Genomic DNA, 25,598 nt, shown 5'->3' with positions numbered 1-25,598 from the left:
TCAATTTCAACAGAATAACCTAAAAAAGAGGACGCAGGTTGCGTCCTCTTTTTTATAAATCTTTCACTCTTAGTACACGCATTGCATTTAATACTGCCAGTAGTGTCACACCAACATCTGAGAAAACTGCTTCCCACATTGTTGCAATACCGAAAGCACCAAGTAATAAAACAATCCCTTTTACACCTAAGGCAAAGATGATATTTTGCCAAACTATACTTCTTGTGCGTTTTGCAATTTTTACAGCTGTCGCAATTTTTGAAGGCTCATCAGTCATAATAACGATGTCTGCCGCTTCAATTGCTGCATCTGATCCTAAACCACCCATCGCAATACCAACGTCTGCACGGGCTAATACTGGTGTATCGTTAATACCATCACCAACGAAGGCAATTTTTTCTTTTCCGTGCTTCGCTGCATCAATTTTTTCAATCTCTTCTACTTTTTGTTGCGGTAGTAATTCCGCATGAACTTCATCTAAGCCTAACTCTTTACCGACAGCTTCACCAACTGGTTTTGCATCACCAGTTAACATTACTGTCTTTTTAATACCTAGTTCTTTTAACTTTTGAATCGCTTGTTTCGAATCCTCTTTTACCTCATCAGAGATAACAATATAACCTGCATATTTTCCATCTACAGCAACGTGAACTAATGTACCTACTGTTTCTGGTTGTTTAAATTCAATATTTTCTTTTCTCATTAATTTTGCATTACCTGCAAAAATTTCTTTTCCTTGTACTTTTACGACTGTACCGTGACCAGAAATTTCGTTATAATCATCGATTATTTTTTCATCAATTGATTTTCCATATGCCTTTCGAATAGATTGGGCAATCGGATGGTTAGAATATACTTCAGCAAATGCCGCATACTCTAATAACTCTTCACTTGTAATACCTTCGCTCGGTTCCATTTTTGTAACTTTAAAAACACCTTTTGTTAATGTTCCTGTTTTGTCAAAAACAATATATTTTACATCATTTAAAGCTTCTAAATAGTTACTTCCTTTTACTAACACACCACTTTTAGATGCACCACCAATACCTCCAAAGAATCCAAGAGGAATAGATACAACTAACGCACATGGACAAGAGATTACTAAGAACACTAAAGCTCTATAAATCCACTCAGAGAATGTAGCTCCTTCTAAAATAAGTGGTGGAATAAACGCCATGATCGCCGCTGTAATAACTACAACTGGAGTATAGTAACGTGCAAACTTCGTAATAAAGTTTTCCGTTGGTGCTTTTTTACTGCTTGCATTTTGAACTAAATCTAAAATTTTTGATACAGTCGATTCACCGAATTCTTTTGTAACTTCAATTGTTAATACACCGTTTTGGTTCACAAAGCCACTTAATACATCATTTCCAACTTCAACTTCACGTGGTACAGATTCACCAGTTAATGCTGAAGTATCTACCATTGATGTTCCTTCAATTACTTTTCCATCTAACGGTACTTTCTCACCTGGCTTAACGATAATATAATCGCCAATTTGTACATCTTCTGGTGATACTTGTTTCGTTTCATTTCCAACCTTTACATTCGCATAATCAGGACGAATATCCATTAATGAAGTGATTGATTTTCGAGAACGATTTACCGCAATACTTTGGAATAGTTCTCCTACTTGATAAAATAGCATTACTGCTACAGCTTCTGAATATTGCTGAATTGCAAAAGCTCCTACAGTTGCAATTGCCATTAAGAAGTTTTCATCAAATACTTGGCCACGAGTTATGTTTCTTACCGCTCTCCAAACGATATCTCCACCTATTAATAAATAAGCAAGGACGAATAACGGAATTGTTACCATTTGTGGTAAGCCCGCTAATGCAGCAATTGCTGTCAAAATTCCGCCGACCACTAATCTCCCTACCATCTTTTTCACGTTTGCTTCACCATGATCGTGACTATGTCCGTGGTCATGACCGTTCTTCTCTTCACGAACAACTTTCACATCTGGCTCTAACTTTTGAACGACATTTGTTATATTTGCTACAGTCGCTTCTAGTTCTCTTTTATTCGCAACTTCTACTCGTAGTTTCTTCGATACGAAATCAACAGTTGCTTCTGAGACAGCTGGCATTTCCTTCACTTTATTTTCAATTTTCATTGCACAGTTCGCGCAATCTAAACCTTCTAATATAAATACTTCTTTAGCAATTTTATTTTTTTGTTCTTCTTGCACTTTAATATGCGGTTCTAATTTTGTAACGAGTTGTTTTGCTTCCGTAACAACTTCGTTTTCTTTATTTTGTGCTGTTTCTAAGATCATTGTCTTTGTTGCGAAGTTTACAGAGCAAGAATTCACTCCTTCTATATTTCCAACACCTTTTTCAATTTTCATTGCACAATTCGCACAATCTAAACCTTCTAACATCAGTTTCTTTTTCACTAATGCTTCAGCCATCGTTCTCCCTCCTCGCGTTCTTTTTATTCTTCTTCGTTTACGTGTTCAAACGCTTGCTCGAAGATATGAATTACGTGCTGGTCAGCTAACGAATAATAAACAACCTTTCCTTCTTTACGATTCTTCACAAGTTTCGCTTGCTTTAACACACGAAGCTGATGCGAAATAGATGATTGTGTCATTCCTAATAAATAAGCTAAATCACAAACGCACATTTCAGCTTCAAATAACGCATGTAATATTCTCGTACGTGTACGGTCACCTAATACTTTAAATAGTTCTGCTACTTTACTTAAACTTTCATCAGTTGGAATTGTTTGTTTTACTTGCTCTACAACTTCTTCATGAATTATCGTTTGAGAACATGTCTCTTGTGGTGTTTCTACTTTATTTCCAGCCATTATAGCTCACCTCTTTATTTGAACATATGAACAATCATTCATATATCTTATACCTTTATTATATGAGCGTCCATTCATATGTGTCAATGAAATCTAATACATTTTTTTGAACATTTCGTTCACATTTAAAAAAGAGCTACACATATTTTCTACATCCATTACATTCTCATACAAAAAAGGATGTCCACTTTGCACAAAAGAAAAAGCCTTGCGCGTTCCCTAGACGCACAAGGCTTACTATACTTATATCCCTTTTAATTAAGCTTTTAATTAGCTTGTTCTAAATTATCCTGCGAACTTCCATCGTCTTTTAAATGACTATGCTTTTTCGAATATACAAAGTATACAACTACTCCAATTGCTAACCAAATACCGAAGTATATCCATGTTGTTAACGGTAAATTTACCATTAAGAATAGACAACACGCAATTGAAATAATCGGTAAGATCGGTACAAGTGGTACCATAAATCCACGTTGTAATTTCGGATGCGTTTTACGAAGAATGATAACAGTTACACCCACCATAGCGAATGTTAATAACGCTCCAATATTCGCTAAATTCGACAATTCTTTTAAATCGATAAATCCAGCAATTAAAGCACTACCAATTCCTGTTAACCAAACTGAAAATGTTGGTGCTTCAGTCTTCTTGTTAATTTTCGCGAAAGATTTTGGCAATAACCCATCACGGCTCATTGCGAAGAATACACGAGTTGTTGCATAAATGTAAGCGAAAATTACAGCCATAATACCGATTACAGCTCCAATAGCAATTACACCTGCTACTTTATCTTGTCCTACAACCTCTAGTACATATGCCATAGCTTCTGGTACATCTAATTCCTTATAAGAAACCATACCTGTCATAACAAGACAAACTACAACATAAATGATTGTACAAATAACCAACGAAGCAATAATACCAATCGGCAAATCACGTTGCGGATTTTTTACTTCTTCAGCAGAAGTTGCTAATGCATCAAATCCTAAGAAAGCAAAGAATACTGCTGCTCCTCCGGCGAACACTCCACTTAAACCGTAAGGTGCAAATGGTATCCAGTTTTCTGGTTTCACGTAGAATACACCAACTGCAATGAATAAAACAACAATACCAATTTTAATTAATACCATTATGTTATTCACACGTTTACTTTCTTTCGTACCTCGTGATAATAACCAAGTTATCACCAACGTAACAATAACTGCTGGTAAGTTTACCATACCACCTTGTGCTGGAATCGTTAGCAATGCTTTGGGAATTTCAAGTCCCAATCCACTCACTAAGTTATGGAAATAACCCGTCCATCCACCAGCTACTGCGGCAGTCGTTACGACATATACGGATAACAATGTCCATCCCATTAAATGGGCAACAAACTCACCAATTGTTGCATACGAATATGTGTACACACTACCTGAAACAGGAAGTGTAGATGCAACTTCTGCATAACATAAAGCTGCAAATCCACAAACAATTGCTGCAATCATGAATGAAAAAATAACTGCTGGACCAGCATCTCTTGCGGCTACTAATCCAGTTAATACTAGAACTCCTGTACCAATTATCGCACCAATCCCTAGCATTGTTAGGTCAAATGCCCCTAGCGTTTTCGTTAAAGTTTTACTTTTACTTTCCCCTAACAATTGCGTAACGGATTTCTTTTTAAATAGGTTGGCCACGATGAATGCCCCCTTTTACCAAGAAGAGCTAAGAGGTATTATCTCTTAGCTCTTATCATGTTGTTTTATATATTGTTCGATTTTGTTTTGTATAATGCTTTTATTAGCAAGATACTGTTTCTGCTTCTAGTAATTCTTTAGCACCTTTGTACTCTACACCGTGAGCTTCTGCAACTGCTTCGAATGTTACATAGCCATCTAATGTGTTAATACCTTTTAGTAATGCAGCGTTGCCTAGGCAAGCTTCTTTGTAGCCTTTGTTAGCAATTTGTACTGCATATGGTACTGTTACGTTTGTTAATGCAAGAGTTGATGTACGTGGAACCGCACCTGGCATGTTTGCAACTGCATAATGAACAACGCCGTGTTTTTCGTAAGTTGGGTTATCATGAGTTGTAATACGGTCAGTTGTTTCGAAAATACCACCTTGGTCAATCGCGATATCTACAACAACAGAACCTGGTTCCATTGATTGAATCATTTCTTCTGTTACAAGTTTTGGCGCTTTTGCACCTGGGATTAATACTGCACCGATTACAAGATCAGACTCTTTTACAGCTTCTGCAATATTGTAAGGATTAGACATTAAAGTTTTTACTTGATTTCCGAAAATGTCATCTAATTGACGAAGACGTTCTGCACTTAAGTCGATGATTGTTACATCCGCACCTAGTCCAACTGCAATTTTAGCAGCATTTGTACCAGCTTGTCCACCACCGATGATTGTTACTTTACCACGTTTAACCCCTGGAACACCTGCAAGTAAGATACCTTTACCGCCTTTGTTTTTCTCAAGGAATTGTGCACCAATTTGTGCAGCCATACGACCAGCTACTTCACTCATAGGTGCAAGTAATGGTAGAGAACGGTTTTCTAATTGTACTGTTTCATATGCAATAGAAACAACTTTCTTTTCGATTAATGCTTTTGTTAATTCTGGTTCTGGAGCTAAATGTAAATATGTGAATAAGATTAAACCTTCGCTGAAGTGTTTGTATTCGCTTTCAATTGGTTCCTTAACTTTCATAACCATTTCCATGTTCCAAGCTTCTTCAGCTGTATCAACAATTTTCGCTCCCGCTTCAACATACTGAGCATCTGTGAAACCAGATCCTAAACCTGCACCCTTTTGAATGAATACTTCGTGATTGTTACGAATTAAATGTACAACACCTGCTGGTGTCATTGCCACACGGTTTTCGTTGTTTTTAATTTCTGCTGGTACCCCAATACGCATAATGAAATGCCCCCTTATAATTAACAGAAAAAAGAAAGTCTTTTTTCTTTTTGTAATAATTAATAACTTATGTCCTTATTCTAGCATAACTTAAAAGTTATGAAAACGCTAACATACCATTTTTTTAAAGTTTATATATTTAGAATAGTGTAAATATATAAAACATTGATTCTATTAGGGTTCTCGTTTCATCCCACTATCTATCACTCTATTTTTATTATACTCTTCCAAAATAAGTATCGACTATTTATTATTTGACAATAATGTAACAATGTAAGAAACCCTAATGATGACGTATACATATACAGTTATTAATTTACACAATACTTTAGGGATATATTCTTTTCATAAAAAAAACAGCTGCTAGCATTTAGCTAGCAGCTGGATAACTTATAAATAGCTTGGAAAATAAATCATCTGTTGTTTCAGTAATTTTATCAATCAGATCACTTTCTTCCGCCTCTTGCTCTTTTAACATCTTAATTGTTTCACGTGCATCTTCAGGATAGTCGGTAATGATACCATCTACGTTTAATTTATAATATCCCTGTAAGCTTTCCATATCATTTACCGTCCATACGTAAATTGGCTTGTTTAACTTCCTTGCTTCTTTTACTAATTTCTTATTTAGCATGTATTCTTCTGCTACATAAAAATCCGCCTTCACATTTTTTAAGTTAGCTCTACTCGCATACAATATATATCCTACTTTTATATCTGGATTTGCACGCTTAAACTCTTTAATAAGCGGATAGTGTAACGTTTGAATGATACATTGTTTCTCAAATTCATTATCTTTAATTGCTTTTAATACTTTGTTTACGAAATCTTTTTCGCCCCCATGAAGCTTCACTTCAATATTGAGTTTGATTTTTCCCTTTGCCAACTTAATGATCTCATCAAGTGTACTTATTTGTCCTGAAAACCCATCTTGACTAAGAGTAAGCTGCCTTAACTCATCCATCGTTAAATCTGACACATGAACATTAGCATTAGCAAGACGTTTTAACTTCAAATCATGTATAACTGCTAATTCACCGTCTTTTGTTTGCAGTACATCAATTTCAGCGTAGTCTGCTTTTGCATCAATAGCACCTTGAATGGCTTCTTTCGTATTTTCTACTCCTTTTGATATATACCCGCGGTGCGCCATAATAATTGGTTCTTTATACGTGTTTGTAATAAAGGTCACAATGAATGCAACAACCATTCCCGCAGTAATAATTCCTACAATATATACGCCAATAAATTTCCAACGATGTTTTTGGAAGAAACATTTATCTGCTTTCGTTTTCGAATAATCTAATCCTTCTTCTAATAAAACATCTTCAACTGGAACCTTTTGTAAATACAATCGCGTAATTGCCATAATATAAAAGGGTGTCACGATAAAACTAAATAAATACAATGTACTCGTTAAAAACACAGACATTGTTGATTCCGCTAATAATGCAAATGTCCCTGCTGGGTTTGTAAATTCATATATTCCCCACAGACAAAGTAAATAAATTCCCATAAATAAAAGAAAGACAATTCCTACAGATATGAAAAAACCTACTAAAAAGAATAATACTTTAAAAAAGCTTTCTTTTACTAAGTTTGCACTTTTTCGTGCTGCGGTGCGGAACGGCTTTTCCTCTAAAACAATGATAGGTAAAACAAAGATCCAACGAAGATTTAAATAGGCAACTACAGCAAAGAAAGCATAATATCCAACTTGACCCATCGTTGTCTTAAATAGTTCACCTGTAATAAAATTAGGAATTTGAATCTCAGGAATCAATGCAGATTTATACCCCGTACTTAATAGTGGTAATAACACAACTGCGTACAAAACAAATCCTGGTAAGCAATATGTAAAAAGGGAAGGTAAATACGTTACTGTTTTATACAAAATCGGACGTAATCTCACCTTTTGCCTTTTATGAGCAAAGTACGAAATAATAATAAGCACCGCAAATTCCGTAAAGATAAGAAACAATGCTAACAATGATAAAATTACGATTGCCAATATGCCATATGGCGTCTTTAAAAACGCTAATAATTCATCATTCGTCGCATTTGCATAACCACCAAAATACAATAACTTATTAAAAATGATCCCAAATAGCGGGACAAATACAATCGCTGCTAATAATTTATAAGCAAGTTGAAAGGTTAATACATTCCAAAAAGCAAATCTAACTGTTTGAAAGGAATGTCCAATTACTCCTGGTATAGATAGTCTTTTACGGTGTTGCATATATTCCTCCACATTCTAAAACGATATTTGAGATGGATTCCACATTTCCATTTCTAATCCATCTTTTTAATAATAATATATTCCGCTTAACATGAACACTCTTATACATACAATGAAAAAAGTGATGGTTACTCCCCATCACTTTTTTCATCTACTCTATTTTTTCTCTAACCCTTGCCCAAATGCTTTCAAGAAGCTAAAACCGAATGTAATGGCTCTATTGATATCTGGATCTTTTAACACTTTAAAGAAATCCATCACTTTTGTTTTTTTACCACTATTTAATTCATCTGTTGCAAATTGCAATCCAGTGACTAAACTCGATGTGATTTGCTTCGTTACTTCTGGGTCAACTGAAGATAACGCTTCTCCTGCCCCCATCATATTATTTAACGCGTTTTTAACGTGTTCACGATTTAATTGCTCCACAGCAATTTTTGAAACATCTTCCTTCGCAGCAAGTAAACTAATCGCCGCATCTAATATACCAGCCTTCTGCAACTGTGCTAACAGCTGCATTGTTTCTTCTACTGCTTCACGATTATTAGATAGCTCATTTAGCAGTTCATCTGCTACTTGCTGTTTCTGTTCTTCCTCTGTTACAACTTTCTTTTTAATTAAAGTAATTTCTTTTGCCACTATCTCCGCCCCCTAGTCCACAAGTGATACGTATTGTTTTCTTTGCCACTTTTGCTCGATTTCAACACCATTTTGCGGATTACGCTTTTTATCTCTCGGGTTTGAAGATGGTAACGGACGATTCCCTTTTTCACGTAGTACACGCATCTTTACCATCGTTTGTTTGTACGCTGGTGTACACGTATAAAGATCTGTCGCCGTTCCAGTTAAAATATTGATTGCCTCTTCATTTACCGTTGCATGCATCGGTAAATATAGCTCTTTCCCCGTTACACGATCAGTAATAAGCGCTTGTACTTTAATTTTTCCAAATGGTGATGCTAATTCTACAAGACCACCATCTTTCACATTGCGCTCTAGAGCAAGTTCAGGCGAGATTTCAACGAACACTTCAGATACTTTAGATAAAATACCAGCCGATTTATTCGTCATATTCCCTTCATGGAAATGTTCTAGCATACGTCCATTATTTAAAAGTAAATCATACTCATCTGGCGCTACAACCGGTGGTACCCATTCATCTAATGATAGACGAGCTAGTTTATCCGGGAAGTTAAATCCGTCCACATATAATAGCGGTGTATCGCTACCATCATGGCTACCCCAACATAAACTATTCCATCCTTCTAAACGATCGTATGTTGCCTGAGAATATAAAGGTGCAAGCGATGCAATTTCATCCATGATTTCACTTGGACTTTCATAATTCCAATCCCCGCCAAGGGCACGAGCTACTTTTTGTAAAATCCACCAGTCTGGCTTTGAATCACCAAGCGGTTTCAACACTTCATATAATCTTTGAATGCGGCGTTCAGTATTCGTAAACGTTCCTTCTTTTTCTAAGCTTGGTGCCGCTGGTAAAATAACATCAGCAAAACGAGCTGTTTTTGACAAGAACATATCTTGAACAACAAGGAAGTCTAAATTCGCTAAAATATGTTGCACATGGTTCGCATTTGAATCGACTAAAGCCATTTCTTCACCCATAACATACATACCACGTAGCTTTCCTTCATCTGCCGCAAGTAACATTGCAATATTATTTAACCCTGGTGCTTTCGGAATTGTAGTACCGTATGCTTTTTCAAATTTCGCACGGAGCGCATCATCTGAAACTGCTTGGTAACCTGGAAGCCAGTTTGGTAATGTTGCCATATCACAAGCGCCTTGTACGTTATTATGTCCGCGTAATGGATATGCTCCTGCACCAGGACGACGATAGTTACCCGTAACAAGCAGTAAATTTGAAATTGCAGCGGACGTTGTACTTCCTCCTGTATTTTGAGTTACACCCATTCCCCAAAGTACACAAGTACCATCTGCTTCATATACCATACGAGCCATTTCTTTCAGATTTTCTTTTGAAATCCCCGTAATTTCTTCTGTGTAATCAAGCGTATACTTTTCTACCATTTTGCTATATTCATCAAAATTCTTTACGTTTTCAGCTATGAACTTTTTATCATGCCAATCTTGATCAATAATATATTTCGTAATACCAGCAAGCCATACGTAATCCGTTCCTTGGCGCGGATGAATAAATAAATCCGCACGCTCTGCCATTTCATGTTTACGAAGGTCTGCTACAATCAGTTTTTGCTCGTGTAATTTATGAGCACGTTTTACTCTCGTAGCAAGTACAGGATGTCCTTCTGTTGGATTCGCACCAACGATAATAACAAGACCTGCTTCAGCTATATCTTTCACTGTTCCAGCATCCCCGCCCATACCGACAGTTTTAAATAAACCGTCTGTCGCTGGAGATTGACAATAACGCGAGCAGTTATCTACATTATTCGTTCCATATATTTGACGAGCTAGTTTTTGCATAAGGTAATTTTCTTCATTCGTTACTTTCGAAGAAGAAATAAATCCAAATGCATCACTGCCGTATTCTGATTTAATGTGCTGCATGTTAGAAGCAACAACCTCAAGAGCCTCTTCCCAAGTAGCTTCAACAAACATATCTCCTTGGCGAATTAATGGCTTCGTAATTCGATCTTCACTATTTACAAAGTCCCATCCAAATTTACCTTTTACACATGTGGAAATGCCATTAACTGGTGCATCTGAAACAGGTTGCACTTTCAAAATTTGACGATCTTTCGTCCATACTTCGAATGAACAACCGACACCACAAAATGTACAAACTGTTTTTGTTTTATTCACTTTCGTCTTACGCATCGCAGCCTCTACTTCTGAAACCGCTAAAATACTACTATATCCGGGCTCTACATCCTTTACAAAATCAATCATCGGATCTAACACATCTGGTTTTAATCCTGTCATGAATCCAGCTTCACCTAACATTGATTTTTCCATTAACGCATTACATGGACATACTGTTACACACTGCCCACAACTCACACAAGACGAGTCATTTATGCTTACACCATTGTCCCATATAACACGCGGACGATCTAAGCTCCAGTCTATCGATATAGTTTCATTGACCTGTAAGTTTTGACATACTTCTACACACTGTCCACAAGCAATACATTGATTTGGATCATACCGATAAAACGGATGGGACATATCCACTTCACAAGCACTTACTTTCGGCTCATACGGATATTTCTGTTCTTCAATTCCCATCATATGTACTGTATTATGAACCTTACAATTACCGTTATTGTTATCACATACGGTACAATACAATAAATGATTCTCTAATATTCGATCCATCGCCTCAGTCTGCGCCTCTTTTACACGCTGTGACTGTCTTTCAATATGCATACCGTTCTCGAGCTTCGTTGAACAAGCACGCATTAACTTCCCATCTACTTCTACAATACATGTATCACAAGTTTGAATTGGATCTACTTCTGGTACATGACAAATTTGAGGATGTTCCAAATTACTCTCATTAAATAATTGTAGTATTGTCTTTTCACCTGATGCTGAATATTCTTTACCATCTACGGTTACACGGACTGTCTGTTCTGCCATAGTTTCCCCTCTCCTTACAACCAACTGTACAACATATTTATGAATCCGTTTTCATAAATGAATTAATGTACATATTTTTGAAACGCCCTGCCCAAATACTTTTCTTTTGAAGTCGATTCTAGATGTTTATAAGGCATCACTACGAAAGCTTGAAAATTTCACTATTCTACATTTCTATTATATCGTATATATACAATAATAACCAAAATAATCTGATACCTTCCTTCTAACAGATGTTTTTATTTTTTCAATGTTTTATGATAAGTGTGGGAGAGAAATACATATAAAAGGGGAATTTAATATGGGGCCTACGCAAGAGACTTATACAATTGTACGTTATCAATCTGGTACATTTTCAAAACAACTTGATGAGATTGTTACAGAATCTCCTATTACTATTAAATTGAATGGTGAAGAATATGTAACAGTCGTATGTACACCAAATTATATTGAAGATATGGTAATTGGTTTTTTAATTTCTGAGGGGATTATTTCTTCCTATAAAGATGTTGAAGAACTACGGGTTCAAAAAGATAACGGAATTGTCCATGTAACATCATCAAAAGTAAATCCGCTCTATCAAAATTTATATAATAAACGATACATCACTTCCTGCTGTGGAAAAGGTAGACAAGGTTTTATTTTCGTTAACGATGCAGCAAAAGCAAAAGATTTACATGATATACATGTCAAAATTACTCCTGAAGAATGCTTTTACTTAATGAATACTTTACAACAATCTTCCACTACCTTTCGCCAAACTGGTGGTGTTCACAATACCGCGCTATGTGATCGAAACAATATCCTCCTATCAAGAATGGATATCGGAAGACATAATGCATTAGATAAAATATATGGCCATTGTTTACGCAACGATATATCTGTTAAAGGAAAAATCATCGCATTTAGCGGGCGTATTTCATCCGAAATTTTACTCAAAGTTTCGAAAATTGGATGTGAAATTGTTCTATCTAAATCCGCTCCAACAAAACTAGCATTGCAACTCGCTCACGATTTAGGCATTACAGTCGTAGGTTTTATTAGAAATGAATCTTGTAATATTTACACACACCCACATCGAATTGATGGTTATCAATCGAATAACTAAAATAACTCCTCAATTGAGGAGTTATTTTAGTTATAAAAATGTAATATATTAAACACTTGAATAGTTAATAAAGTTAATATATAATTTCATTACACAATTAAAAACAAAACATTGTAGCATATATCTTTTCATTCTTTTACAAATTAAAAGGGACTGCTAACAAAACGCATACACAATCTTATAAAAGTCATGGATTTATTTGAAATCCACCAGGGAGGTTACAACGATGGAAATTCGCTTATTAACAACAGAGGACGCAGAAATATATTTAAAAGTTTGTATGGAAGGTTTAACGAAGAACCCGGAAGCTTTTAGCTCTTCTTATGAAGATGTTCTTAAACATGAAGATCCTGTAGCTGCTATGGCAAAACGATTAAGCAATCCGGATAAGTATACTCTAGGGGTCTTCAAAGATAACGATTTAATTGGTATCGCTACTTTAGAAACAAAACCATTTATTAAACAAGAACATAAAGCAAAAATCGGTTCCGTTTTTGTTTCCCCAAGAGCGCGTGGCCTTGGAGCAGGACGAGCTCTCATTAAAGCAATTATTGAAAATGCCGATAAATTACATGTAGAACAACTTATGCTCGATGTTGTAGTTGGTAACGATGCTGCAAAAAAATTATATGAATCATTAGGTTTCCAAACTTACGGCGTACAAGAGCGTTCATTAAAACATAACGGTCAATATTGGGACGAGGAACATATGGTTCTGTTCTTAAATGATTAATACTTCAATATAAGTTTTCCAAAAGTACCTTTTTATTAAAAAAGGTGCTTTTTTCATTACAACAATGTAATCTTCATGTCACCTTTATCGATCGTACCAAACCTTTCCATTCATTATACTAAAAATATAAAGTGAAACTTTACTTAGTGAGGAAATCCATCCTTAACTGATCATGAAATGAACGTATAGCATTCAATTGATATGTAGAGGAGAATGTGACATGAAACAAAACAAACGAGCTATGCTTTTAATATTTACTACAGCGATTGTAACTTCTGGGTTAGCAATTTTACCTTGGTTTATTATATAGAATTATTCCCCTAATAATGAAAAAAGCTCATTGCTTCGTAAGAAGCAATGAGCTTTTTTATATTATAAAATCCCCAAAATTTTATTTACACAACTTATAATAATAACCATAGATACGGCAATGCACATGACAACCGTATTACGATCTTGCTTTTCTTTTTTTGAAATTTCTTCTTTTGGATTCATGTGTATGATCTCCTTTTAAAAAAAGTGTGAGATAGGAAATTTTTCTTATCCGATGCGAGGTGAATACGAAAACCCTCTCTATCTCACATACACAATAGAATGGAATTGTCATTTTATAAATAAAATGACATGACGTTATGTCGCAACATAGGGTATTTTGTGTCGCTACGTTTTCTATTATAAAAAATAGTTGTGCAAAACTAGTGCATTTTTTATGTCAATTACTCTGAGCGAGAAATCACTCTTCCACTCAATCACATAAAAAGAGTTTTTTATCATTTTCATGTAAACTATACAAGTAGAATGAACAGTTTGGGGTGCACAAGATTATGGTAAAAATTTTATTAGTAGACGATGAAGAACGTATGTTACGATTATTAGATCTGTTCTTAAGTCCTCGTGGCTATTTTTGTATGAAAGCTACCTCTGGCCTTGAAGCACTAAAGTTAATAGAACAAAAAGACTTCGATATTATTTTGTTAGATGTAATGATGCCGAATATGGATGGATGGGATACTTGCTATCAAATCCGTCAAATTTCCAACGTTCCAATCATTATGCTAACAGCTCGTAATCAAAATTACGATATGGTGAAAGGCCTTACTATCGGCGCAGATGACTATATTACAAAACCATTTGATGAGCATGTATTAGTTGCACGAATTGAGGCTATATTACGCCGTACAAAGAAAGATGGATTTGTTAGCTTCAATGGTATTGAGTGGGATAAAACAAAACATGCTGTCACAGTGTATGATGAAAAAATCTCACTGACTCCTATCGAATTTTCGTTACTTGGACTATTTTTACAAAATACAAACCGTGCTTATAGCCGAGATGATTTAATCGAAAAAATTTGGGGTTATGAAACAGACATTGAATATAGAACAATCGATTCACATATTCGCAATATCCGCGATAAATTACGCAAAAAAGGATTTCCAGTTGAAAATTACTTAGAAACTGTCTATAAAGTCGGATATAAATGGAAAAGTGAATAATTACTTCGGTCAGTGGACAATAGTATACCACTGACCCTTTATATGAAATAAGGTATGGTGAGAAAATGAGTAAACTTTCACTTAAAATTGGGACATACTTTTTAATACTGGCTTTATGTATTGAAACAATTGCTTTCGTATCTTTTTACAAAAGCATTTCAAACATGCGCATTGAGGAGGAAACACTTGCTCTTTTAGAAAAAGGTAATCGCTATAGTAACATGATTAAAAACCGCGCCAAGTGGAATGCATATTCTAAAGAAAAGAGACTCACAGAAAGCGCTGAACACAGTAAACGGCCTAAACGTGCTGTATACCCCGAGTTTGATATCAACACTGAAGCTGAACACTTAGTCGAATCAGAAGCAATTGCTAACTCTGATATAGCTATCATTATAACTGACAATAATGGCAAAATTATTTCCACTTCAGAACCTGTAACAAAGGTAATGCAAAAACAGCTTACTTGTAAAACAGAACCTATTCCAACAAACGGATTGGTTGTCGAAAAGAACTGGAAAAAATCCAAATTCATCACAACCGTAAGCCCACTTAACACAGCAGAGTTTCAAGGAAAGTTATATATGTTATTAAAAACATCTTTCTTAGAAAATATGTTACTTAAACTCATGAACCAATTTCTTATCATTAGTGTTTTGACAGTTATTTTAACGACTATTTCTGTTTTTGTTTTTTCTCGTGTTATTACAGAACCTCTTATAAAAATGAAGAGGGCAACAGAAAAAATGTCAAAATTAAATACGCCAATTCAATTAGGTATTAAACGGAATGATGAACTTGGAAGCTTAGCAAAAACGATTGAAGATTTATCGAGTGAACTTACCTATATGAAAAAAGAGCGAAGCGAATTTCTCGCTAGTGTTGCCCATGAACTATTAACTCCATTGACCTATATGAAAGGTTATGCGAAGGTAGCAAAGAGAGACTCTTTAACGAAAGAAGAGCGAGAAGAATACTTACAAATCATTGAAGATGAAACAGATAGTGTAACCGATCTCGTCCAAGATTTATTTATGCTTGTACAATTAGAACAACACCAGTTTGTTATAAAAAAACAAAAAGTGATCCTTCAACCATTTTTAGAACGAATGGTTGAAAAAACAAAAACAACATTAACAAATAAACAGATGCAACTCCATGTATATTGCAAAGATGATTTAGAAGTTTGCATAGACGAAAGACGTATGGAACAAGTTATGTTAAATTTATTACACAATGCTTATCAACATTCGCCAGAAAACACAACTATTACGATACGCGTACTCACAGAAACAAATTCTTTTACAATAAGTGTACAAGATGAAGGAGAAGGTATTCCTGAAGAAGATATCCCGCATATTTTTGATCGTTTTTATCGTGTTGATAAATCCAGAACGAGAGCTACTGGGGGAAAAGGTATCGGGCTAGCTGTTGCAAAAGAAATTGTAGAATTGCATAACGGTTCCATTCTATTAACAAGCCAATTAGGAATAGGAACAAATTTTATAATTGAACTACCTTTTGAATAATATGAGTGTGAAAACACCAGTAGTAGTAAACACTACTGGTGTTATTTTGTTCATAAAATCAGCTCATATAAGCTAAGCTTTTGAAATTATTCTTATTTCAATATAAAATAAAGATACATTTGTCAAAGATTTGGAGGGTGATATAATTGGATATCCATGTATTAACAAAAGATGAAGCGGAAATTTACTTAGAACTTCGTGTAGAAGGATTAAAGCAAAACCCTGAAGCTTTCAGCTCTTCTTATGAAGATATTATTAATAAAGAGTGTGCGATTGAATATAAAGCACAAAAATTAGCACAAGATGAAAACTATACGCTAGGTGCATTTAAAGATGGGCAATTAATCGGGGTTGCAACGCTGGAAACGAAACCATATGTAAAACAAGAACATAAAGCTAAAATCGGTTCTGTATATGTGTCTCCAAAAGCACGCGGACTTGGAGCAGGAAAAGCACTTATTAAAGAATGTCTTGAACTTGCTAAATCTTTAGAAGTAGAACAAGTTATGCTTGATGTTGTTGTTGGCAACGATGGAGCAAAAAAACTTTATGAATCATTAGGATTTAAAACATTCGGTGTGCAAGAACGTTCATTAAAATATAACGGACAATATTGGGACGAAGAGCATATGGTCTTATTCTTAGATGAAAATAAATAACAAAAAACATCCTCTCATGTATGAGGATGTTTTTTTACTTTTTTCTAAACCACGCTATATTTAATAGTTGAATCGCTTTCGTAATTTCTTCTTCTGATAAAATCGCAAACCCAAGTAAAACTACATTTTCAGGTGCAGTATCGTCTTTGTAGTACGTAGAAACAGGATATATTTTAATACTATATTTTGCAGCTTCCTTAATTAGTTCTTCTTCTCGCATTCCATTATGCACTTTTAATAAAATATGTAATCCTGAATCTTCCCCTATCACTTCAACACGATTAGAGAAATACTTCTTTATTTCAAAAACAAGTCGATCCCTCTTTTTCCGGTAGACAACACGCATTTTATGAATATGTTTTTCCCAATACCCTTCATTTAAAAACCTTCTTATCACTTCTTGATCCATTCTTGAAACACTTTGTGTATAAAACAAATATTCCTTTTGATACTTTTTAATTAAATTCTTCGGTAATACTATATAGCTCATCCGTAATGAGGGTAACAAAGCTTTTGATAGCGTCCCCATATAAATAACTTTCCCATCTGTATCTAATCCTTGTAGTGCCGGAATTGGCTTTCCTGAATAACGAAATTCACTATCGTAATCATCTTCAATAATATACCTGCCTTCTTCTTTCTTCGCCCATTGTAAAAGCTGCGTCCTTCTTGTAATAGGCATAATCATTCCAAATGGGAATTGATGAGAAGGCGTTACAAATACAACATTTGCATCGCTATTTTCTAAATCCGCCATACAAATTCCGTCCCTATCTAAAGACAACATTTGAACCTTCTTTTCTCCTTGTTCAAAAACAACCATTTTCCTATGATAACCTGGATTTTCAACAGCATATTTACTTCCCTTCAACAATTGAAAAAGTAATCTCACTAATATTTGTGTTCCCGCCCCTAATACAATTTGACTAGCTGAACAACGTACACCTCTAGATTCATACAAATAGTTCGCAATTTCCTCCCTTAAGCTCAATTCCCCTTGAGGATGTCCAAGAAAAAGCAACTCATTATTATGTGGCTGCCATACATCATTTATAAGCTTGCGGTACATAGTGAAAGGAAAAGTATTTGTATCAACTCCTGTTTGGGTAAAATCAAATTTATAGTTCTCCCCCCGAAACGGTATTTCTTCTACTTCCGCTTCGCTTCCTTCTACATCAATCATTTGTTCAATTTCACATACAAAATAACCTTTTCTCGATATCGACTCAATATAACCTTCTGCAAGTAATTGCTCGTAAGCCGCTTCTACTGTATTCTTACTTACTTGTAAATAGCCCGCCAGCTTTCTCTTTGCAGGTAATTTTGTAAAAGCCGAAATCGTTCCATCTTTAATCTCTTTTTTTATATACTCATACAATTGCACGTACAATGCCTTTTTACTATTCACATTTAAATTAGGCGTTAATTCTAACATAATATCTGACCCCTTAATAAAACTAAAATCTGATACTTTTTGCAGTACCAGAAGTTATATATAATTCCTTTTATCATGTCACACATAAAAAATCAAATACTCGAGAGGAGATGCATGATCATGAACAACAGTAGACGTATTGGACTCATTATGATTATTACAGGAGCTACCTTATGGGGATTATCTGGTCCAATGATTCAGTGGCTATTTCAACATACTAACGTATCATCAATTGATTTTTTAACAATTCGCTTGTTGCTTGCGGGATTATTTATTTTATCTTTTTTACTGATAAAGAAACAAAACATATTTCAAATTTGGAAACACCCTAGACATTCTATACAACTTATTATTTTCTCTATTCTCGGCATGCTCGGTGCGCAATATGCCTTTATCGAAACGGTTCATATTAGTAATGCGGTCACAGCAACATTATTTCAATTTCTTGGTCCTGTCCTTATTACTATTTATGCTGCATTTGAGCAAAGAAAATTCCCTGCTTCTATGCAACTATTCGCAATTATAGCCGCCCTAACAGGGACATACTTTATTATTACAAACGGTTCAATTGCAAATATTGTTTTATCGAAAGAAGCCATTATTTTTGGTCTATTAACGGCAATTGGATTTGCATTTTATACCCTTCATCCAGCTTCTCTTATTAAAGAATGTGGAACAACTATAGTAATTGGCTGGGGGATGTTAATCGGTGGCATCGCCCTGCTTATTTGCAACCGCTCGTTTGGATGGAATCAGCTTTCACAAACCTTTACATCAAAAACTTTTTCTATGCTTATCCTAATCATTATAAGTGGCACTCTTTCTTTCCTTCTTTATATTGGTAGTCTGAAATATTTAGCAGCTACAGAAACAAGCATTTTATCTAGCATTGAACCACTTGTAGCTGCCCTCGTTTCAATCGTTTGGCTGAATGAATCCTTTGGAGCCTATCAATTATTAGGTGGCATATGTATCGTTCTTTCGGTTATTTTCTTAACGATGCCTCAAAAAGAGAGAGAACCAACCTTTTCAACTGAGCAAATATAAAAAATGTCAAAAGAGGTCGTACAAAACTTACGACCTCTTTTAACGTTTTAAAGGAATTGTCCTGCTTTCTAGCAAATACAATTACACTAACAATAAAAATTAGGAGTGTGGCACCATGAAAAAAATCGGAACTATGCTACTTTTCTCCTTTCTCATCACTGGATGCGCACAAGCACAGCCTGATTCAGAAGTACCTAAAAAAGAAGCCATTGCAACATCATCCACTCAAGTTAACGCACCTTCATTTTTTCATCTTAGCGTTTTAAAAGATGTGAATTGGGAAGAAGCTCCATCCTTCGTAGATGGAAAAATACCTTTAAAAGGCATTGAAGGAAAAATCGCAATGGCCGATAGCCCTATTATCGCAAATGAACAAAATGAAATAATGTGGTACTTTCTAAATCCTGAAATGCCAACTGGTAAATTATCTATTATTGCGCTAAAACAAGGGTCTGTCACTCCGACACCGGTACTCTTTCAAAAAGAAACTTCCAAACAATCTTGGACTACTTCAAATACAATTGATCCTACCACAAACGAACTCCCACTCACTGTATCGCTACCTTCATCTGGACTATGGTTATTAAATATATATGTGAATGAAAAATATTATGATCAGTTTGTAATCAATGCTGAATAAAGTGACAAAACTAAAACCCTTTCTTACAACAATGTAATTTCTACGTCATATACTTCGATAGTTGAAGTATCTCCCTTCTCTTATACTTAAAGTAAGAAATGACACGAGGAGAGATGAGAAAAATGATAGAAGTGATTGTAGCAGTAACTGAGGTTTTAGTAAATGGTAAACAAGTTGCAATGGAATTAAATAAATAATGAAGAAACATAAATAATTCTACATTTCTTCATTTTTTTGATTTCTTATCTCAAAAAAGCAGTGCCTTTTTAGGCACTGCTTTTAACTATTAATAACTTGGTATTTTCGTAATTTGCGCCACACCTGAATCAATGGCTGCTTTCGCTACTGCTTCTGCAACACTTGGAACAACTCTTTTATCTAATGGATTCGGGATTACATAATTCGCATTACGTTCTTCGTCCGTAATGATGTTAGCGATCCCATATGCTGCCGCTAATTTCATCTCTTCTGTAATATCAGTCGCGCGCACATCTAGCGCACCGCGGAATATTCCTGGGAACGCCAATACATTATTTACTTGGTTCGCATAATCCGAGCGCCCAGTTCCTACTACAGCTGCTCCAGCCTCTAATGCATCCTCAGGGAAGATTTCTGGAATTGGATTCGCCATTGCAAACACAATTGCTTTCTCATTCATCGTCTGTACAAGTTCTTTCGTTAATACGTTAGGGGCCGATACACCAATAAAGATATCAGCCTGATGAATTGCTTCTTTTAACGTTCCACGCACATGTTCTCGATTTGTCTTTTTTGAAACTTCAATTTGCGCTTCGTTCATCCATGCTTCACCTTCACAAACAATACCTTCTAAGCTAACTAACGTAATGTGCTTTGCACCAGCCTTTAATAATAATTTTCCAATTGCAATTCCTGCCGAACCCGCACCGTTAATAACAATTTTCACATGATCCATTTGTTTGCTAACAACTTTTAATGCATTAATAACAGCTGCTAAAACGACGATAGCCGTTCCATGTTGATCATCATGGAATACAGGAATATTTGTTTCTGCTTTTAATCGCTTTTCAATTTCAAAACAACGTGGTGCCGCAATGTCTTCTAAGTTAATTCCTGCAAACGTAGGCTCTAAATTTTTCACAAGGGTAACGATTTCATCCACATCAGTCGTACCTAAACATAACGGGAAAGCATCTACATTCGCAAATTTCTTAAATAAAATACTCTTCCCTTCCATAACAGGCATAGCTGCTTTCGGTCCAATGTTCCCTAAACCAAGTACCGCTGTTCCATCTGAGACAACTGCCACCATATTACCGCGTGCTGTATAGTCATACACTGTGTCTTCATCTGCTGCAATTGCTTTGCAAGACTCCGCTACACCTGGTGTATATGTCAGACTTAGATCATCCGCTGAATTTACTTCTACTTTACTTGTAATTTCAATTTTTCCTACTAATTCTTTATGCAATAACAATGATCTTTCATTAATTTGATTTTCTAACATACTTATAATCTCCCCTTAATTTGACAAGCTAGCTATATGAATATAGCTAGCTTGTTTGATCATGAAAACATTTTTAATAAAATTGTCGCTGTTACAACCATTGCTGCCCCGCCTAAACGTGTTGAAATTTGCGCAAACGGCATTAATTCCATACGATTTGAAGCTGATAAAATTGCAACATCTCCAGTTCCACCTAAACCGCTATGACATCCAGTTACAATTGCTGATTCAACCGGATACATTTTCATCACTTTCCCTACAAGAAAACCTGACGTTACCATTGTAAGAACAACTGATGCGCACACGACAACATATCCTACTGAAAGAACTGCTGCTACGTCTTTTAGCGGAATATATAGTAATCCTAGTCCAACCATTAACGGCCAAGTTAAATTCTTCGAAATGAATTTATATAGATGGAATGCTCCTTGCTCCATTTTTGCTGGCATTAATTTAAAGTATTTCACAAGTGCTGCCGAGAAGATCATAATGATTGCCCCAGGAATACCGATGAACTTAGAAGCAAATCCTCCGAAGATGAAGAATGTACACGCAATTAATAAACCTGCTCCCATTAATGAGAAGTCAATTGGCTTCTCTGTATTTTGTTCTTTTAATAACTCGGCTTGATTGTCTGTTTTTACTAATACACCGTTACCACTAAGCTCCGGTTTCTTCTCACCTAAACGCTTCATATACCCTGCACTCACGATAGCGAACATATTTCCAATAATAGCCGCTGGAATAAGCTGTGATACAAATGTTGCTGATGATTCATTTAAAATATCACTATAAGCTAGCGACAATGGTAAAATCCCTTCCCCGATACCACCACTCACAATTGGTACGATGATAAAGAAGAATGTGTGCTTCATTTCAAATCCAAATAGTGAACCGACGAATAATCCTACTGCTATAGAAGCTAACGTCCCTACTACTAAAGGAATAAACATGCGAACGAAACCTTGTACTAACACTTTACGGTTCATTCCTAAAATACTTCCGACTACTAAACAAGAAATATATAAATATAAAAAGTTCGATTTTTTCATTAACATAGTCGCAGCTTCCATTGAAGCTGGATTCATCCAGTTAAAAAATACAAGTAATGATGGAATAAATAACGAAAGTATTGCTGGACCACCGATATTTTTTAAAATTGGAATTCTCATCCCAATGTCTCCTAAGAAAATACCCATGATCATAATAACTGCAAATCCACCAATCATATCTGCTGGTAATTTATTATATACAGATGCCCCATAAATAATAGCAGCCAATACTACATATAACGGTAAAGGTATAACACCGATTTTTACATTCATAATTTTAGAAGCGAAAGATTCTCTTTGTACTTCATTTCCTTCAGAAAATGATACCGCTTCCACATTCTTTTGAATTCCCATATGGCACCCCCTTGTTTTCTTAATAACAATATTAAAACGCTTTCAATAGTAAAAATAGTTTTTGTAAGTTTTGTAATTGATTTTGTAATTAAAAAAAGTATAAGCGACTTATAATAAGTCGCTTATACATAAAACTCTATTTTCTTTTGATCAACACATCTTAATTTACTTACAGGTCTTCCCACATGTTGATACATCATTTCATTTTCTAACACTCCAATGTCAGTCAAAAACATTACATATTTTCGAATAGAAACTCTTGAAATCCCAACTAATTGTGCCATTTCATCTGTTGTAAACACTCGTCCATTCAGCGACTCGATTTTCTGCCAAATTAATTGCAACGTTTGCTTCGTTAATCCTTTCGGAAGCTCTTTCGTGACAGTAGGTTCTCTTTTTTCTTTTTGCAAAATTAACGAATCTAATTCCGATTGACTAATTTTTTGTTGTTCTTTCATGAAAGTAAGTTTTTCTCGATATATAGTTAACGCCTTTTTAAATCGTTCAAATGTAAATGGTTTAATTAAATAATCTACTACGCCATATTGTAATGCTTTTTTAATACTTCCCATATCATGTACAGCTGAAATCATCATAATATCGATTTCTTTTTCTTGGTTCCGAATATACATTAAAAGCTCAAATCCAGTCTCTTCAGGCATAAAAATATCAAGTAAGACTAAATCTACTCGTGATTCCTCTAATACTTCTATCGCCGATTTTACGGAGTTAACTGCTTGAACAAGTTCAAACCCTCCTACTTGCTCTAAATAATGCGTATTTAACATTGCTACCATCGGGTCATCTTCTACAATTAAAACTCTAATCATATTTGCCTCTCATCCCTACCTTTAGGTATTTCAATTGTTATCGTTGTTCCCTTTCCTACTAATGAATACACATGAATTTCCCCATTTATTCGCTGTATACTTTCTGTTACAAGATACAAACCATAACCACGGTTATCCCCCTTTGTGGAATAACCTTTTGTAAATAATGCCCCTATTTCTTCTTCTTGTATACCTTTTCCCGTATCTTGTACTGTAATAATTAGTGTATCCCCATATTGTATCTCAACTTCAACTTGCTTCTTTTCACAATTCGTCACTGCCTCTAATGCATTATCAATTAAATTTCCGACAATCGTAATCAGTTCATGAGTAATACTTTCATCCTCTATTTCTGGCATATAAGAATCTTCACTTATAATTAATTTTATATTTTTCTCTCTAGCATAGCTAAGTTTCCCGAGTAAAAAACCAGCAAATACTGGACTTTTTATTCTTTTCATAATCCCACCAATTTCATATTGATGCTCTGATACCATACCGCTTATATACTTTTGTAATTCTTGATACTGCTTCATGTGTGTAAGCCCTAATACGACATGCATTTTATTCATAAATTCATGCGATTGTGCCCGTAATGCTTCCGCATATAACCTAATACCAGTTAATTCTTCTGCTAATTTTCTAATCTCTGTCTTATCACGAAATGTTGCAATCGCGCCAACTATTTCTCCTTTTACATATAAAGGAACACGATTCGTCACAATCGTAATTCCATAAATATTTTGTTCTTCGTTTAATTGTACCTGTCCCGTTTTTAATACTTCTTTTATACGTGAATTAGGCATATATAACTCAACATCTTTACCGATAAAATCTTCTTCCAATCCACTTTTCTTAAACAATCGTTTTGCCTCATTATTTATTAAAGTTACATTGGCCCCTTTATCTACAGCAATAATACCTTCTTTGACAGATTGTAGCATCGTATTTCTTTCTTCAAGAATTTTCGCTATCCTGTGAGGTTCAAGACCGAATAAACTTTTCTTTATATGTCTAGCTAGCAATATTGCTCCTATAATTCCGACTAGTACTCCAACTCCCACTCCAATATAAATGATATGTCTACTTTCCTTGACTCTCTCTTTTACATTATCTGCTGAAATACCAACGGCCACCGCTCCAAGTTGTTCACCTGTTTCAGAAAATACAGGTACAAACACTCGCATTGAAATACCTAAAGTTCCTTCTGCCAGCGATACATGTTCCTTTCCTTTCAATGCAGGCCCTTCATCTCCTCCAATAAAATGATGACCTATTTTTTGAGGATTTGGATGTGACTTTCTTATTCCATTCATGTCCATAACTACAATAAATTGAACACCTGTGTTTTTTAATATTCTATTTGTATACGTTTGGATTGCAGAAGTATCTGCTTTCCCAATTAAACCATCGATTACAATCGACTCATTCGCCACAATGTGTGCAATTGTTTTTGCTTTCTCTGCTTGGCTATCCTCCGTTGTCTGTTCTACATTATGACTAATTAATATATCTGTCACAAGTAAAGAAAAGATTACAACTGTACAAACTAACAATGTAATCGTTTTCCATAAATTCCATAGTCTTTTTCTTTTTTTCATCCCGTTAATGACTCCCCTAATTGCTGAATAGAAAAATAAGTAAGGTGATATTATTTTCA

At 35.1% G+C, this 25,598-nt stretch carries 20 protein-coding genes; 7 read left to right on the top strand and 13 right to left on the bottom strand.

The features are described from left to right. Positions 1–52 precede the first annotated feature (52 nt). The 7 genes from ATN06_RS03120 to fdhF all read right to left on the bottom strand — a co-directional run bounded on the left by ATN06_RS03120 (position 53) and on the right by fdhF (position 11,569). Positions 53–2,419, bottom strand: a complete 2,367-nt coding sequence (locus ATN06_RS03120; RefSeq protein WP_060629495.1) for a heavy metal translocating P-type ATPase — start codon at positions 2,417–2,419, stop codon at positions 53–55. 23 nt (positions 2,420–2,442) lie between these two features. After that, positions 2,443–2,820 carry an ArsR/SmtB family transcription factor gene (locus tag ATN06_RS03115; protein ID WP_000918378.1) on the bottom strand — a complete coding sequence of 126 codons (378 nt, stop codon included), beginning with the start codon at positions 2,818–2,820 and terminating at the stop codon, positions 2,443–2,445. A 266-nt stretch (positions 2,821–3,086) separates the two neighbouring features. Further along, complete coding sequence (locus ATN06_RS03110) at positions 3,087–4,502, bottom strand: amino acid permease (RefSeq protein ID WP_029437415.1); 1,416 nt, start codon at positions 4,500–4,502, stop codon at positions 3,087–3,089. Between the two features lie 103 nt (positions 4,503–4,605). Then, the gene (gene ald / locus ATN06_RS03105; RefSeq protein WP_060629494.1) at positions 4,606–5,739 is read right to left on the bottom strand and encodes an alanine dehydrogenase; all 1,134 of its coding nucleotides are present in this window, start codon (positions 5,737–5,739) and stop codon (positions 4,606–4,608) included. Between the two features lie 370 nt (positions 5,740–6,109). Further along, complete coding sequence (locus ATN06_RS03100) at positions 6,110–7,981, bottom strand: glycerophosphoryl diester phosphodiesterase membrane domain-containing protein (RefSeq protein WP_060629493.1); 1,872 nt, start codon at positions 7,979–7,981, stop codon at positions 6,110–6,112. Between the two features lie 156 nt (positions 7,982–8,137). Further along, on the bottom strand, positions 8,138–8,620 hold the full coding sequence (locus tag ATN06_RS03095) for a helical membrane plugin domain-containing protein (RefSeq protein WP_060629492.1): 483 nt from the start codon (positions 8,618–8,620) through the stop codon (positions 8,138–8,140). Between the two features lie 12 nt (positions 8,621–8,632). Next, complete coding sequence (gene fdhF, locus ATN06_RS03090; protein WP_060629491.1) at positions 8,633–11,569, bottom strand: formate dehydrogenase subunit alpha; 2,937 nt, start codon at positions 11,567–11,569, stop codon at positions 8,633–8,635. 301 nt (positions 11,570–11,870) lie between these two features. Between fdhF and fdhD the strand changes: the two genes are divergently transcribed. Together fdhD and ATN06_RS03080 are read left to right on the top strand one after the other, a co-directional pair. Continuing rightward, positions 11,871–12,677 (top strand): formate dehydrogenase accessory sulfurtransferase FdhD, encoded by an 807-nt coding sequence (gene fdhD / locus ATN06_RS03085; protein ID WP_060629490.1) that lies wholly within the window; start codon positions 11,871–11,873, stop codon positions 12,675–12,677. Positions 12,678–12,903: 226 nt separating this feature from the next. Beyond that, positions 12,904–13,410: a GNAT family N-acetyltransferase gene (locus tag ATN06_RS03080; protein WP_060629489.1), complete on the top strand. Its 507-nt coding sequence runs from the start codon at positions 12,904–12,906 to the stop codon at positions 13,408–13,410. 372 nt (positions 13,411–13,782) lie between these two features. On the opposite strand, the gene ATN06_RS29560 is transcribed toward ATN06_RS03080, so the two are convergent. Continuing rightward, a complete protein-coding gene (locus ATN06_RS29560; RefSeq protein WP_001068388.1) occupies positions 13,783–13,905 on the bottom strand; it encodes a hypothetical protein in 123 nt (40 codons plus the stop codon). Positions 13,906–14,234: 329 nt separating this feature from the next. On the opposite strand from ATN06_RS29560, the gene ATN06_RS03070 reads away from it, so the two are divergent. The 3 genes from ATN06_RS03070 (at position 14,235) to ATN06_RS03060 (ending at position 17,094) form a co-directional block, all read left to right on the top strand. Then, a complete protein-coding gene (locus ATN06_RS03070; protein WP_060629488.1) occupies positions 14,235–14,906 on the top strand; it encodes a response regulator transcription factor in 672 nt (223 codons plus the stop codon). A gap of 65 nt (positions 14,907–14,971) precedes the next feature. Then, positions 14,972–16,435 carry a HAMP domain-containing sensor histidine kinase gene (locus tag ATN06_RS03065; RefSeq protein WP_060629487.1) on the top strand — a complete coding sequence of 488 codons (1,464 nt, stop codon included), beginning with the start codon at positions 14,972–14,974 and terminating at the stop codon, positions 16,433–16,435. A gap of 146 nt (positions 16,436–16,581) precedes the next feature. Then, complete coding sequence (locus ATN06_RS03060; RefSeq protein WP_000351216.1) at positions 16,582–17,094, top strand: GNAT family N-acetyltransferase; 513 nt, start codon at positions 16,582–16,584, stop codon at positions 17,092–17,094. Between the two features lie 34 nt (positions 17,095–17,128). On the opposite strand, the gene ATN06_RS03055 is transcribed toward ATN06_RS03060, so the two are convergent. Further along, positions 17,129–18,529, bottom strand: coding sequence for a MocR-like pyridoxine biosynthesis transcription factor PdxR (locus ATN06_RS03055; RefSeq protein WP_060629486.1), 1,401 nt, complete (start codon positions 18,527–18,529; stop codon positions 17,129–17,131). Positions 18,530–18,649: 120 nt separating this feature from the next. Between ATN06_RS03055 and ATN06_RS03050 the strand changes: the two genes are divergently transcribed. Together ATN06_RS03050 and ATN06_RS03045 are read left to right on the top strand one after the other, a co-directional pair. Then, positions 18,650–19,576 (top strand): DMT family transporter, encoded by a 927-nt coding sequence (locus ATN06_RS03050; RefSeq protein ID WP_060629485.1) that lies wholly within the window; start codon positions 18,650–18,652, stop codon positions 19,574–19,576. A gap of 115 nt (positions 19,577–19,691) precedes the next feature. After that, positions 19,692–20,216: a DUF4871 domain-containing protein gene (locus ATN06_RS03045; protein ID WP_060629484.1), complete on the top strand. Its 525-nt coding sequence runs from the start codon at positions 19,692–19,694 to the stop codon at positions 20,214–20,216. A gap of 286 nt (positions 20,217–20,502) precedes the next feature. Here the strand turns inward: ATN06_RS03045 and ATN06_RS03040 are convergent, their stop codons facing one another. From ATN06_RS03040 to ATN06_RS03025, 4 genes are all read right to left on the bottom strand, one after another. Further along, on the bottom strand, positions 20,503–21,702 hold the full coding sequence (locus ATN06_RS03040) for an NAD(P)-dependent malic enzyme (RefSeq protein ID WP_060629483.1): 1,200 nt from the start codon (positions 21,700–21,702) through the stop codon (positions 20,503–20,505). Between the two features lie 59 nt (positions 21,703–21,761). Beyond that, positions 21,762–23,108: a 2-hydroxycarboxylate transporter family protein gene (locus ATN06_RS03035; protein ID WP_060629482.1), complete on the bottom strand. Its 1,347-nt coding sequence runs from the start codon at positions 23,106–23,108 to the stop codon at positions 21,762–21,764. A 122-nt stretch (positions 23,109–23,230) separates the two neighbouring features. Further along, positions 23,231–23,938: a response regulator gene (locus ATN06_RS03030; RefSeq protein ID WP_060629481.1), complete on the bottom strand. Its 708-nt coding sequence runs from the start codon at positions 23,936–23,938 to the stop codon at positions 23,231–23,233. Then, positions 23,935–25,539, bottom strand: a complete 1,605-nt coding sequence (locus ATN06_RS03025) for a sensor histidine kinase (protein WP_060629480.1) — start codon at positions 25,537–25,539, stop codon at positions 23,935–23,937. The genes ATN06_RS03030 and ATN06_RS03025 overlap by 4 nt, the downstream gene beginning before the upstream one ends. Positions 25,540–25,598 lie beyond the last annotated feature (59 nt).

The organism is Bacillus thuringiensis, assembly GCF_001455345.1.
Classification (GTDB): domain Bacteria; phylum Bacillota; class Bacilli; order Bacillales; family Bacillaceae_G; genus Bacillus_A; species Bacillus_A thuringiensis_N.
The sequence above is the reverse complement of the archived record's forward strand: the minus strand, read 5'-3'. Positions and strand labels throughout refer to the sequence as shown.

Excerpts from the sequence above, each read along its gene's own strand:
- ATN06_RS03120 (WP_060629495.1), bottom strand. The coding sequence starts at position 2,419 with ATGGCTGAAGCATTAGTGAAAAAGAAACTGATGTTAGAAGGTTTAGAT.
- ATN06_RS03115 (WP_000918378.1), bottom strand. The coding sequence starts at position 2,820 with ATGGCTGGAAATAAAGTAGAAACACCACAAGAGACATGTTCTCAAACG.
- ald (WP_060629494.1), bottom strand. The coding sequence starts at position 5,739 with ATGCGTATTGGGGTACCAGCAGAAATTAAAAACAACGAAAACCGTGTG.
- ATN06_RS03100 (WP_060629493.1), bottom strand. The coding sequence starts at position 7,981 with ATGCAACACCGTAAAAGACTATCTATACCAGGAGTAATTGGACATTCC.
- fdhF (WP_060629491.1), bottom strand. The coding sequence starts at position 11,569 with ATGGCAGAACAGACAGTCCGTGTAACCGTAGATGGTAAAGAATATTCA.
- fdhD (WP_060629490.1), top strand. The coding sequence starts at position 11,871 with ATGGGGCCTACGCAAGAGACTTATACAATTGTACGTTATCAATCTGGT.
- ATN06_RS03080 (WP_060629489.1), top strand. The coding sequence starts at position 12,904 with ATGGAAATTCGCTTATTAACAACAGAGGACGCAGAAATATATTTAAAA.
- ATN06_RS29560 (WP_001068388.1), bottom strand. The coding sequence starts at position 13,905 with ATGAATCCAAAAGAAGAAATTTCAAAAAAAGAAAAGCAAGATCGTAAT.
- ATN06_RS03070 (WP_060629488.1), top strand. The coding sequence starts at position 14,235 with ATGGTAAAAATTTTATTAGTAGACGATGAAGAACGTATGTTACGATTA.
- ATN06_RS03065 (WP_060629487.1), top strand. The coding sequence starts at position 14,972 with ATGAGTAAACTTTCACTTAAAATTGGGACATACTTTTTAATACTGGCT.
- ATN06_RS03055 (WP_060629486.1), bottom strand. The coding sequence starts at position 18,529 with ATGTTAGAATTAACGCCTAATTTAAATGTGAATAGTAAAAAGGCATTG.
- ATN06_RS03050 (WP_060629485.1), top strand. The coding sequence starts at position 18,650 with ATGAACAACAGTAGACGTATTGGACTCATTATGATTATTACAGGAGCT.
- ATN06_RS03045 (WP_060629484.1), top strand. The coding sequence starts at position 19,692 with ATGAAAAAAATCGGAACTATGCTACTTTTCTCCTTTCTCATCACTGGA.
- ATN06_RS03040 (WP_060629483.1), bottom strand. The coding sequence starts at position 21,702 with ATGTTAGAAAATCAAATTAATGAAAGATCATTGTTATTGCATAAAGAA.
- ATN06_RS03035 (WP_060629482.1), bottom strand. The coding sequence starts at position 23,108 with ATGGGAATTCAAAAGAATGTGGAAGCGGTATCATTTTCTGAAGGAAAT.
- ATN06_RS03030 (WP_060629481.1), bottom strand. The coding sequence starts at position 23,938 with ATGATTAGAGTTTTAATTGTAGAAGATGACCCGATGGTAGCAATGTTA.
- ATN06_RS03025 (WP_060629480.1), bottom strand. The coding sequence starts at position 25,539 with ATGAAAAAAAGAAAAAGACTATGGAATTTATGGAAAACGATTACATTG.